General features: G+C 62.7%; 9 protein-coding genes. 8 read left to right on the forward strand and 1 reads right to left on the reverse strand.

The window, feature by feature from the left end; translation table 11 throughout:
- Positions 1-13: 13 nt before the first annotated feature.
- On the forward strand, positions 14-2,725 hold the full coding sequence (locus tag DYE40_RS02135; protein WP_115307526.1) for an FG-GAP-like repeat-containing protein: 2,712 nt from the start codon (positions 14-16) through the stop codon (positions 2,723-2,725).
- Between the two features lie 471 nt (positions 2,726-3,196).
- Here the strand turns inward: DYE40_RS02135 and rph are convergent, their stop codons facing one another.
- Positions 3,197-3,925 (reverse strand): ribonuclease PH, encoded by a 729-nt coding sequence (gene rph, locus DYE40_RS02140; protein ID WP_115307527.1) that lies wholly within the window; start codon positions 3,923-3,925, stop codon positions 3,197-3,199.
- 100 nt (positions 3,926-4,025) lie between these two features.
- Here rph and DYE40_RS02145 point away from each other — a divergent pair, with 100 nt between their 5' ends.
- The 7 genes from DYE40_RS02145 (at position 4,026) to argF (ending at position 12,934) form a co-directional block, all read left to right on the forward strand.
- Positions 4,026-4,898, forward strand: a complete 873-nt coding sequence (locus tag DYE40_RS02145; RefSeq protein ID WP_172461189.1) for a YicC/YloC family endoribonuclease — start codon at positions 4,026-4,028, stop codon at positions 4,896-4,898.
- 87 nt (positions 4,899-4,985) lie between these two features.
- Positions 4,986-6,380, forward strand: coding sequence for a Trk system potassium transporter TrkA (trkA, locus tag DYE40_RS02150; RefSeq protein WP_115307528.1), 1,395 nt, complete (start codon positions 4,986-4,988; stop codon positions 6,378-6,380).
- 188 nt (positions 6,381-6,568) lie between these two features.
- Entirely contained in the window at positions 6,569-6,697 is a 129-nt protein-coding gene (locus DYE40_RS13060; protein ID WP_281270643.1) for a hypothetical protein, read from the forward strand.
- A gap of 79 nt (positions 6,698-6,776) precedes the next feature.
- Positions 6,777-8,234, forward strand: a complete 1,458-nt coding sequence (locus DYE40_RS02155) for a TrkH family potassium uptake protein (protein ID WP_115307529.1) — start codon at positions 6,777-6,779, stop codon at positions 8,232-8,234.
- Positions 8,235-8,580: 346 nt separating this feature from the next.
- Positions 8,581-9,693, forward strand: a complete 1,113-nt coding sequence (locus DYE40_RS02160) for an ABC transporter permease (protein WP_115307530.1) — start codon at positions 8,581-8,583, stop codon at positions 9,691-9,693.
- 36 nt (positions 9,694-9,729) lie between these two features.
- A complete protein-coding gene (locus DYE40_RS02165) occupies positions 9,730-11,121 on the forward strand; it encodes a hypothetical protein (protein WP_115307531.1) in 1,392 nt (463 codons plus the stop codon).
- An 811-nt stretch (positions 11,122-11,932) separates the two neighbouring features.
- Entirely contained in the window at positions 11,933-12,934 is a 1,002-nt protein-coding gene (argF, locus tag DYE40_RS02170; RefSeq protein WP_115307532.1) for an ornithine carbamoyltransferase, read from the forward strand.
- The last annotated feature ends 31 nt before the right edge of the window (positions 12,935-12,965 follow it).

Below are 12,965 nucleotides of genomic sequence, written 5' to 3' on the forward strand. Positions count from 1 at the left end.
ACGGCCTGCTCCCATGATCGCACTCGACCGCCTTCCCGCCAAAAACGATCCCCGCCTGCCCGTTTTGCTGCTGCAATGCACCTTCGTGTTCTGCGGCATCACTTTTTGGGGCTTCAACCGCAGCCCGGCGCAGGTCGGCCTGATACTCGCCGTGTGCGTCGTCCTCGACTGCACGCTGCACTACCTGCTGCGTAAAAAAACGCTGCTCGTCCCCATCAGCGGCCTGATTACCGGCCTCGGCCTGTCGGTGCTGACCAATTTCTCCCACGGCCTGTGGCTCGCGCTGGTGCCGCCCTTTTTCGCCACCGCCTCGAAATACGTGTTTACCGTGAACGGGCGGCATATTTACAACCCCGGCCTGTTCGGCGTGATTGCCGCGCTGGTATTGAGCGACGGCATGATCACCCCCTCCCCCGCCTACCAGTGGGGCGGCGCGGGCATCACCGCCTTTTTCATCGCCACCGCCGCGCTGATGCTGTTTGCCCTCAACATCCGCCGCAGCGTGCTGATTGCATCGTTTCTCGTGTTCTACGCCATGCAGCTCGGCCTGCGCGCCTGGCTGCTGCGCCACCACATCCCGCCGCAAACCCTGTTTATGGGCGCGTTTTCCTCGCCCGCCTTCTACCTCTTCACCTTCTTCATGATTACCGACCCGCCCACCTCCGCCCAAACGCCGAAAGGGCAGGTATTCATGGCCTTTTTCATTGTTTTTGTCGATTTGCTGCTGCACAAATTCCAAAGTTTCTCCACCCTGTTTTACGCCGCCTTCGCCTACATGACCCTACGCGGCCTGTGGCTGCTGTGGCAAAACCGCGCCCGTTACGCCCGCCCCGCCGCCATCCTGCGGCAAGAAGCCAAAGCCCTGCTGCTCACCGGCCTGATCGGCCTGGGCGGCTGGGGCGCATACCGCGCCACCCATGCCTTTGCCGGCGGCGAAACCCATTTCCGTTTTGTCCGAATCCCCGCCGCGCAAAGCGGCATCGGCGGCACGCAGGGCGACATTTGGGAGCGCACCGACCCGCGTATGCACCACATCGCCAAATGGCTGCTCTCCGTCGGCGATGCCGCCGCCGTGGCCGATGCCGACAACGACGGCCTGCCCGACATCTTCCTCACCCAGCCGCTCAAATCCGAACAAGACCGCGCCCAACTGTTTTTAAACAAAGGCAATTTCCGCTTCGAGCGTTTCGACATCCCCCAGCTCGCACCCCACCGCACCCACCCCGAGCAACACGGCCTCATCGCCGCCGCCACCTGGTTTGACATGGACAACGACGGCGACCGCGACCTGCTCCTGGGCACAGGCTTCGGCAAAGGCCGCCTGCTGCGCAACGAGCTCAAAGAAACAGGCCGTCTGAACTTCACCGAAATCGGCCGCCAAAGCGGCCTCGACAACTACCAAATCAGCGTGGCCACCAACGTTCTCGACCTCGACAACGACGGCAAACTCGACATCTTCGTCGGCAACGTCATGCAAACCACCCTCGGCGGCTACAACCGCCCCGTACCCTACAACATCTTCAAGCTGCCCGCGCCCGAATACGAAGGCGACCGCCGCATGTTCAACGTCATGCACCAAAGCTGGCACAACGCCGACAACGCCGACGAAAACCTCCTGTTCCGCAACCTCGGCGGCGGCCGTTTCGCCCGCATCCCGCAAGAGCAGACCGGATTTTCCGGCAAACGCTGGACCATGGCCGCCGCCACGGGCGACCTCAACGGCGACGGCTACGCCGACCTCTACATCGCAAACGACTTCGGCCCCGACGAGCTCTACCTCAACCGTCAGGGCAAAGGCTTCCTCGCCGTCAAAGGCAGCTTCTCCGGCTCCGTCGGCCGCGACACCTACAAAGGCATGAACGCCACCTTCGGCGATTTGGACGACAACGGCCGCCCCGACATCCACGTTTCCAACGTCCACGAAAAGCTCCAAGCCGAAGGCAGCCTGCTGTGGATGAATTACAGCCAGCCCGGCCAAACCGACGCAGCCGCCTTCCGCGACGAAGCCGCCCGCCGCAACGCCCTGAACGAACGCCGCTTCGGCTGGGGTGCGGCCTTCGGCGACCTCGACCGCGACGGCCGTCTTGATTTTGTCCAGGCCAACGGCATGGCCGACGATGCCTACGACAAAAAAGAAGCCGTCTGCCCCGACTACTGGTACTGGAACGCCCAAATCGCCCTCACCAACCCCGACGTGCACGGCTACGCCGACCGCTGGGCCGACGTACGCGGCCGCTGCGTCTTCGGCAGCGAAGCCAACCGCATCTACATGAATAAAGGCGGCTATTTCACCGATGCCGCCGAACAGGCCGGCTGGACGGAAAAAGGCACCTCGCGCGGCATGATACTGGCCGACTTCGACAACGACGGCGACCTCGACAGCCTCGTAACCCACATGACCGCCGCCCCCAGCCTCTACCGCAACGACTCCGCCCCCGCCGGCTGGATCGGCCTCCAACTGGCCGGCAACGGCACAAGCTGCAACCGCGACGCGCAGGGCACCCGCGCCGTCCTATCCGCCGAAGACAGCCCCACCGCCTCCGCACAGCACCGCGAGGTATACGCCAACAACGGCCTCGCCGCCCAAAACGACCCCCGCATCCTCTTCGGCCTCGGCAGCCGCAGAGCCGGCAGCGTCCGCATCGGCATCCAATGGTGCGGACGCGGGCCGGTGCAAAGCTACACCCTGCAAACAGGACGCTACCACCGCATCACCCAACAGTAAGCCCCGTTTTCAGACGGCCGCAAACAAAACACCGCCCGACAGCGGACGGCGCAAACAAGTAGGGTGTGTCGCCCCAAGGCGACGCACGCGTCCCAAGCACTCCGCAAACCGCCACGCAAGCCCTGCCAAACAAAAACCGCGTGCGTTGCGGAGCAACACACCCTACGCAACGGCTAAGGCCGTCTGAAAAAACGCACAGCGCAAACCAGGTAGGGTGTGTCGCCCTAAGGCGACGCACGCGTCCCAAGCACTCCGCAAACCGCCACGCACACCCTGCCAAACAAAAACCGTGTGCATTGCAGGGCAACACCCTGTGCAGCGGCAGAGGCCGTCTGAAAAAGCAGACTGCGGCAAACAAACAGGGTGTGTCGCACAGCCACGCACGCGTCCCCCGCCAAAACGGCAAAGGCCGTCTGAAAACCCGCAATACCGGTTTTCAGACGGCCTTTCGTCCTACTGCGCACGGCGGTGTCAGACAGCCGCCAACGCCCGTTTCTGCTCCGCCACCAGCGCGGCAACGCCCTTTTGTCCCAAACCCAGCAGCGCGGCCAGCTCTTCGGGGGAGAAGGCCGCGCCTTCGGCCGTGCCCTGGATTTCGATGATGCCGCCTTTGTCGTCCATCACCATATTCACATCGCTGTCGCAGCCGGAATCTTCCGGATAGTCCAAATCCAGCAGCGGCACGCCGCCGACGATGCCGGCGGACACGGCGGCAATGTGCGACACCAGCGGGTTTTCGCGGATGAGGCCGTCTGAAAGCAGCCGCCGCACAGCCAGGGCGAGGGCGACGTATCCGCCGCTGATGGAGGCGGTGCGCGTGCCGCCGTCGGCAGAGATGACGTCGCAGTCGATCAGAATCTGCCGCTCGCCAAGTTTTTCCATATCGACGGCGGCACGCAGCGAGCGGCCGATCAGGCGTTGGATTTCCTGGGTGCGGCCGCTCTGTTTGCCGGCGGCGGCTTCGCGGCGCGTGCGGGAGGCGGTGGCGGCGGGGAGCATACCGTATTCGGCGGTGAGCCAGCCCCGTCCCTGCCCGCGCAGAAAGGGCGGCACGCTTTCTTCGACCGAGGCGGTGCAGATAATGCGGGTGGCGCCGCATTCGATGAGTGCGGAGCCGGCGGCGTGCGGCAGGAAATCCGGAGTGATGCGGACGGGACGCAGCGCGTCGGCGGCGCGGCCGGTGCGGATGTAGGCGGTCATGGCGGTGCTTTCTGTTAAAAAATGCAAATTATAGCACGGGCAAATGTGCTATATTGCCGCCTGCTTTCACACACCGATTTTCGCAACGGAGGAAAAAAATATGGCCATCCGCAGCATGACCGGCTTCGCCGGCGCCGCAGGAGAATGCGGCAGCAAACGCATCAGTCTCGACATCCGCTCGGTAAACCACCGTTATTTGGACGTGCAGTTCAAAATGCCCGACGAGCTGCGCCATTTGGAAGGCAGCCTGCGCGAGCGCATTGCCGCCGGGGCGCAGCGCGGCAAAATCGAGTGCCGCATCCAAATCCGCCAGACGGACACGGGCATGCCGTCCTTGTCGGTAAGCCACAGCCTGGCGGCCGAGCTGGCGGCTTTAAACGACAAATGGCGCGGCGAATGGGGCGGGCTGGGCAAGCTGACGGTGGCCGACATTCTGAATTTCCCCGGCGTGATTTCGGCGCAGGCCGAAGACGGCGAGGTGCTGGCTCTGGCGGTGCAGTCGCTGCTGAACGACGCGCTGGAAGAATTTTCCGCCGCCCGCGGGCGCGAAGGCGCAAAATTGCAGGAACACATCCTGCACAGGCTGGAAGCGGCCGAAGGGATAGTCTGCGCTTTGGAAGCGCGTTTCCCGCAGATTTTGCAGGCGCATTTGGACAAAGCCCGCGCACGGCTGGCCGAGGCGGTGGCCAATATCGACGACGACCGCCTGAAACAGGAATTTGCCCTCTTCATGCAGAAAGCCGACGTAGACGAAGAATTCAGCCGTCTGAAAACCCACATCGCCGAAGTGCGCCGCGTCGTGTCCGAGGCGCAGGGCAGCGTCGGCAAGCAGCTGGACTTTCTGATGCAGGAGCTCAACCGCGAAGCCAACACGCTCGGCAGCAAAGCCGTGGCCGCCGAATGCACGCAGGCTTCTGTAGAACTGAAAGTGCTGATCGAGCAGATGCGCGAACAGGTGCAAAACATCGAATAAATCGAATAAGGTTTCAAACCAGGTTGTTCAGACGGCCTCCACAGCCCGGAGGCCGTCTGAAACCGTTTTTTCCCATTTGAAGGCAACGTGAAAATCATCATTCTCGGCAGCGGCCAGGTCGGCTCCACCGTCGCGCAAAACCTGGCCGCCATGCCCAACAACGACGTAACCGTCATCGACACCGACGAAAACGCCCTGCGCCGCACCGGCACGCAGCTCGACGTGCAGACCATCACCGGCAACGGCGCGTCGCCCGCCGTACTCGAAGCCGCCGGCGCGGGCGACTGCGACCTGCTGCTGGCTCTGACGCGCCACGACGACACCAATCTCGCCGCCTGCCGCATCGCAGCCGACCTGTTCAACATCCCCGGCCGCATCGCCCGCGTGCGCCAGTCCGACTATCTCGAATCCGGCGGCGAAAGCGACAACCGCGTACTCGAAGCCTTCGCCGTAACCGACTCCATCCATCCCGAACAGCTTGTAACCGAACGCCTCACCGCCCTGCTGAGCTACTCCTGCGCCTTGCAGGTGCTGCGTTTTGCCGACGACAAAGCCCGCATGGCCGTGGTGCAGGCGCACAGCGGCGGCCTTCTGGTCAACCGCCCGATTGCCTCGGTAAACGGCCACCTGCCCGAAGGCGTGGACTGCCAAATCTGCGCCATCTACCGCAACAGCCGCCTCATCGTCCCCACCGCCGACACCGTCGTCATCGAAGGCGACGAAGTGTTTTTCCTGGCCGACAGCCGCCACGTCAAAACCGTGATGCGCGAACTGCGTCCGCTGGAAAACCGCACCCGCCGCGTGATGATTGCCGGCGGCGGCAACGTCGGCTACCGCCTGGCCAAACAGGTGGAGCAGCTCTACGACATCAAAATCATCGAACACAACCCCCACCGCGCCGAATGGCTGGCCGAACACCTCGACACCAGCCTCGTTTTGCAGGGATCGGCCACCGACGAAAACCTGCTCGCCCACGAATACATCGACGAAATCGACGTATTCCTCGCCCTGACCAACGACGACGAAAACAACATCATGGCCAGCCTGCTGGCCAAAGACCTCGGCGCGAAGCGCGTCATCACCATCATCAACCGCACGCGCTACGTCGATCTGCTCGAAGGCAACCAGATCGACATCGTCGTATCGCCGCACATGATGACCATCGGCAACATCCTCACCCACATCCGCCAGGGCGACGTGGCGGCGGTGCACCCGCTGCGGCGCGGCCACGCCGAAGCGGTGGAAGTGGTCGTCCACGGCAGCAAAGACACCTCCGCCCTCGTCGGCCGCCGCGTATCCGACATCAAATGGCCCTCCGGCTGCCACATCGCCGGCCTCGTGCGCGGCGACGAAGTCATCATGGGACACAACGACAACGTGAAAATGCAGGACGGCGACCACCTCATCTTCTTCGTTTCCCGCCGCCGCGTCGTGCGCGAACTGGAAAAACTGATACAGGTAAAAGTGGGCTTCTTCGGATAGGCCGTCTGAAAAAACACACGGCAAAACAGGTAGGGTGTGCCGCCCAAGGCGACGCACGCGTTCCCAAACCGCCGCAAACTGCCGCCGCCAAGCCCTGCCAACCCGCAAACCGCGTGCGTTGCAGGGCAACACACCCTGCGCAGCGGTAGAGGCCGTCTGAAAAACAGACAACGCAAACGAGGTAGGGTGTGTCGCCCAAAGGCGACGCACGCGTTCCAAACCGCCCAGCAAACAGCAGCCGTCCGCAAACCTTTGCCAAGCGCAAACCGCGTGCGTTGCAGAGCGACACACCCTGTACAGCGGCAGAGGCCGTCTGAAAACCCCAAACCGCATCATGACCGAAGCCGCCTGCACGCACGGCTCCGGCCAAGCAAAACCGAACGGCAACGTCCCGCCATGTATTACAAAATCGCCCCCATCATCCACGCCCTTTCCAAACTCGCCGCACTGTACGCCGTGCTGATGCTCGTGCCGACGGCGGTGTCCTACCTTTTCCACGACTCGACCTTCCACGCTTTCGCCGGCACCTCGCTGGTTACCCTGTGCGGATCGCTGGCCGCCTGGGCGGCCACCCGCCGCCACCACCGCGAACTGCGCCCGCGCGACGGCTTCACCCTGGTCTTCCTCCTCTGGCTCGGTTTTGCCGCCGTATCCGCCCTGCCCTTCTACTTTTACTTCCCCAATGCCGGCTACACCGACGCATTCTTCGAAGCCATGAGCGGCCTCACCACCACCGGCGCGACCGTCGTTTCCAGCCTCGACACCCTCGCACCCTCGCTCAACTTCTGGCGGCACATGATGAACTGGTTCGGCGGCATGGGCATCATCGTACTGGCCGTGGCCGTACTGCCCATGCTCGGCGTGGGCGGCACCCAATTGTTCAAAGCCGAGATTCCCGGCATCGACAAAGACAGCAAAATGGCACCGCGCATTTCGCAAACCGCCAAACGCCTGTGGCTGGTGTATCTGGGCTTCACCCTCCTGACCTGCGCCGCGCTCAAATGGGCTGGCATGGGCTGGTTTGACGCGGTATGCCATGCCATGTCGGCCTTTTCGCTGGGCGGCTTCTCCACCCACGACGCAAGCATCGCCTTTTACAAATCGCCCGCCATAGAGGCCGTGATTGCCGCCGCCACCCTGTTCGGCGCGTTCAATTTCGCCAACCACTTCGCCATGGCGCGGGAAAAATCGCTGCGCCCCTACTGGCGCGACGAAGAAGCCCGCCTGATGCTCATCGTACTGTTTGCCAGCATCGCCGCCGCCGCGCTTTATCTGTGGCGGCAGGGCTATTATCCTTTGGGCGACGCGCTGCGCTACGCCGGTTTCAACTTCATCTCCATCGGCCTGGCCAACGGCTTTGCCAACGCCGATTTCGCCCGCTGGCCGCTGCTGGTTACCCTGTGGATGTTTTTCCTTTCCAACGTGCTGGCCAACACCGGCTCGATGGGCGGCGGCATCAAAATGGCGCGCGCCCTCGTGCTGGCCAAATTCAGCCTGCGCGAAGTGTCGCTGCTGCTGCACCCGAACGCCGTGCGCACGGTCAAGCTCAACAAACGCTCGGTATCCGAACGCACGGCGATGGCGGTGATGGCGTTTATCTTTGTATACTTCATGACCGTCGTCATCTTTACCCTCGGCCTGATGGCCGGCGGCATGGACTTCGTTACCGCCCTTTCCGCCACCGTCGCCTGCATCACCAACGCCGGCCCCGGCCTCGGCAGCGTCGGCCCGGCCGGCAGCTACGCCGGGCTGACCGACCTGCAAAAATGGATGTGCTGCGCCGTAATGCTGCTGGGACGTTTGGAAATTTTTACCGTATTCATCCTCTTCACGCCCGACTACTGGAAAAAATAGGCCGTCTGAAAAAACAAACAGCGGCAAACAAGGTAGGGTGTGCCGCCCCAAGGCGACGCACGCGTTCCAACAAAACATCAGGCCGTCTGAAAACAAGGATTTGCCGCAAAACACCCCGTTAATGCGGCAAACGCGTGCGTTGCAGGGCAACACACCCTACACAACGGCAGAGACCGTCTGAAAAACAAACAGCGGCAAACAAGGTAGGGTGTGTCGCCCAAAGGCGACGCACGCGTTCCAAACCGTCGCAAACTGCCGCCGCCAAGCCCTGCCAATCCGCAAACCGCGTGCGTCGCAGAGCGACACACCCTACGCAACGCAGAGGCCGTCTGAAAAAGGAAATACCGTGCGCACTCTGAAAAACATCCTCACCCTCATGCTCAAAGAATTCCGCAGCGTCCTGACCGACCCCGTGCTGATGGTACTGATCGCATACATCTTCACCGCCACCATCACCCAGATGGCGCAGGTCAGTTCAGACGTAAAAAACGCCACCGTCGGCATCATCGACCTCGACCGTTCGGTACTCTCCATGCGCATCCGCGACGCAATCCAGCCGCCCTACTTCAAGCCGCCACAGGACATCCGGCGCGAAGATGCCGACGAAATGATGGACAAAGGCGAAATCCTCTTCGTCCTCGAAATCCCGCCCGGCTTCCAGCGCGACACGGAAGCCGGCCGCAGCCCGAAAATGCAGCTTCTGATTGATGCCACCTCCATGACCCAATCCGGAGTCGGCTCGTCCTACCTCACGCAAATCGCCAACCGCGAAACCAATGCCTTTGCCGGACGCGTGCAACCCGACATCGTCGTCCCCGTCATCAACACCAAATTCAATCCCAACGGCGAAAGCTCGTGGTTTATGCCCACCTCGCAAATCGGCACCATGGCCTTCATGCTGCTGATGCTGCTGGCCGGAGCGGCCGTCATCCGCGAACGCGAACGCGGCACCATCGAGCACCTCTTGGTCATGCCCGTCAACGCCTTCGAGCTGATGATGGGCAAAATCCTGGCCAACGGCGCGGTTATCCTGGTGGCGGCCGTCTGCTCGCTGTGGTTTGTCGTCCACCTCGGCATCGGCGTGCCGCTGGCCGGCTCCGTCGGCCTTTATGCCGCAGGGCTGGCCGTTTTCCTGTTTTCCGTGGCCTCCCTGGGCATCATGATCGCCACCTTCGCCCCCACCATGGGGCAGTTCGGTATGCTGATGCTGCCCGTTTACATCGTGATGAACCTCTTTGCCGGCGGCTCCTCCCCGCGCGACAATATGCCCCGCGCCGCCCAAATCATCAGCGAATACTGGCCGCTGACCCAGTTTATGAAATTCTCGCAAAACATCCTCTTTCGCGGCGCGGGCTTGGAAACCGTATGGGTGCAGATGCTCATCATGGCCTTAATCGGCGCGGCGTTTTTGGGACTTGCCCTGTTGCGCTTCCGCAAAATGCTCGAACAGCAGGGATAGCCCCCGGTTTTTTCTTCTTTTCAAACGGCCCCAATCATGAAAAAAATCCTCTTTACCTTTGTCGTCCTCATCATCACCGCCTACCTGCTGCTCTACGCCGTGCCGCAATACCTCATGCAGCGCGAAACCGCCGCCGCCGCGCCCGACCTCGCCCTGCTCGCCGCCGATCCCGAGCCGCAGCCGCCCGTCAAAAACGGCATCGACGCACTCTGGCTGCTTGCCTACCGCACACAGGACGATGCCGAACGCAGCCGCATCATGCGCGAACACGGCACGGCCGTCATGAAAGGCGAGACCCCGAACGGGCTTGCCGGCCGCCTCCTGCCGCTGCCGCAGGCCGGCGCACTCAAATGCGGCATCAGCGGCATCGAATGCCTGGCCGCCGTCCGCTCCGACCCCGCCGCCTACCGCGCCGATACGGAAAAATACGCCGGCCTGATTGCCAACGTGCTGCAGCTCTCCGCCTACGACACCTTCGTCCTGCGCGGCTGGCCGAACGACAAAGACGACCTGGGACAACTCAACCTGCCCCAATTCCAACACCTGCTGCACGCCAACGCCGCCGCCGCCGCACTCGAATGGACAGACGGCCGGCACACCGCCGCCTTCGCCCGCCTCTGCCGCAGCATCCGCACCGGCCGCGCCCTGCTCAAAGGCCGGCCCGGCATGGTTTACCCGATGGTAGGCAACGCCCTCATCCGCAAAAACACCGAGCTGGCCGCCGCCATGCTGGCCGAACAGCCCGAACAGGCCGCCCGCCTGCCGCAGGAATGCGCCGGCATGTTCGAGCCGCTTACCGCCGCCGAACAAAGCATCTGCCCCGCCATGCGCGACGAATTCCGCTCCGCCGCCAACTTCTACCGCACATTGGCCCAATCCCCACTCCAAACCCCGCAAAACCCTGCCTCCGACCCCGCAGCCGAAGACAACATGCCCGCCACCGCATGGTTCTCCATCTTCCCCTTGCCCCTCATGAACGCCGAACACACCGTCGCCCGCGCCGCTGCGGCCTACGCACCCGCCTGCCGCCCCGAAGCCGCCGCGCAGATTGCCGCCGACAGCCCCGTTTCCCTGCCCGACCCCACGCCCGACGGCTTCACACAAAAATGGGCGTGCTTCGCCAATGCACAAGGCTGCATCCTTACCGGCCTCCCCATGCCCGACTACAGCGGCTACATCCTGCGCCTGCAAGACACCGCCATGCAGCAGCGCGCCTTCCAAGCCGCCCTCGAACTCTACCGCCTGCCCGCCGCCCAACGCCGCGCCGCGCTTGAAACCACCCTCGCCAAACACGGCACACCCTCGCGCCGGCTGCAATGGAACGAAACCGCGCACACCATCGGCTTCCCCCGCTATACACCGCCGGACAACAAACAAACCGCCGCCGACCTGCCCGTCTCACCCCAAATGCAGGATGCCGCCCGATAACGGACAGCGGCAAACAGGTAGGGTGTGTCGCCAAAAGCGACGCACGCGTCTTGAGCCTCTGCAAACCGCCGCCGCCCGCAAACCCTGCCAAACCAAAAACCGCGTGCGTTGCAGAGCAACACACCCTACACAACGGCAGAGGCCGTCTGAAAAAACAAACAGCGGCAAAACAGCTAGGGTGTGTCGCCCAAAGGCGACGCACGCGTCCCAAGCAAAACATCAGGACGTCTGAAAACAAAGATTTGCCGTAAAACGCCCCGTTATGCATAAAACGCGTGCGTTGCAGAGCAACACACCCTACACAACGACAGAGGCCGTCTGAAAAACGGACAGCGGCAAACAGGTAGGGTGTGTCGCCCAAAGCGACGCACGCGTCCCAAGCAAAACATCAGGACGTCTGAAAACAAAGATTTGCCGTAAAACGCCCCGTTATGCATAAAACGCGTGCGTTGCAGAGCAACACACCCTACACAACGGCAGAGGCCGTCTGAAAAAACGAACAGCGGCAAACAAGGTAGGGGGTGTCGCCCAAAGCGACGCACGCGTCCCAACAAAACATCAGGCCGTCTGAAACCGCCTTCTCCCCAACACAGGGCGTGCCGCCCCGTTGGCGCGTGCGGTTTTAGCCCTTGCGCCGTTTTGCCAGCACCGCCCGCCCTGTTAAAAAAGATTAAATCCGTTTAAGATGGTATCCGCGCAAACGGGTTTGCCATCAGCCTGTGGAAAGCCGGATTGCGCGGCGACGCAAGCCGTCCGCACCGGCGGCACGGAAAAAGCCGACCACCACAACACCGCCCGTTAAGGAGAAAACATGACCTGGCGCAAACAGCACCTTCTCACCCTGACCGACCGCAGCCGCGAAGAAATCACCGCCCTGCTCGATTTGGCCGCCGAACTCAAAGCCGCAAAAAAAGCCGGACGCGAAGTGCGCCGGCTCGAGGGCAAAAACATCGCCCTGATTTTCGAGAAAACCTCCACCCGCACCCGCTGCGCCTTTGAAGTGGCCGCACGCGACCAGGGCGCGGGTCTGACCTATCTCGAGCCGGGCAACAGCCAGATCGGCCACAAAGAAAGCATCCGCGACACCGCCCGCGTCCTCGGCCGGATGTTCGACGGCATCGAATACCGTGGCTACGGGCAGGAAGTGGCCGAAGAGCTGGCGCGTTACGCCGGCGTGCCCGTGTTCAACGGCCTCACCGACGAATTCCACCCCACGCAAATGCTCGCCGACCTGCTGACCATGCGCGAGCACAGCCCCAAACCCCTGTCCGACACCGCCTACGCCTATCTCGGCGACGCACGCTGCAATATGGGCAACTCCCTGCTGCTGACCGGCGCGCTGATGGGCATGGACGTGCGCATCGGTGCGCCGCAGGCTCTATGGCCGTCTGAAAGCCTCATTGCCAAAGCGCACGAACTGGCAGAAGAAAGCGGCGCGCGCATCCTCATCACCGCCGACCCGCACGAAGCCGTGCGCGGCGCAGACTTCGTCCACACCGACGTATGGGTCAGCATGGGCGAACCCAAAGAAGCGTGGCAGGAGCGCATCGACCTGCTCCGAGGCTACCGCGTAACCGCCGACATGATGGCCGCCACCGGCAATCCGCAGGCCAAATTCATGCACTGCCTGCCCGCCTTCCACAACCGCGAAACCAAAGTCGGCCAATGGATCTACGACACCTTCGGCCTCGACGGCGTGGAAGTAACCGAAGACGTATTCGAAAGCCCCGCCAGCATCGTCTTCGACCAGGCCGAAAACCGTATGCACACCATCAAAGCCGTACTCGTCTCCCTGCTCGCGCAGTCCGCGTAGCATATGTCGCTCAGCGACGCACACCCCCCCG

The organism is Kingella potus, from assembly GCF_900451175.1.
In the GTDB taxonomy this organism is placed as follows: Bacteria; Pseudomonadota; Gammaproteobacteria; order Burkholderiales; family Neisseriaceae; genus Neisseria; species Neisseria potus.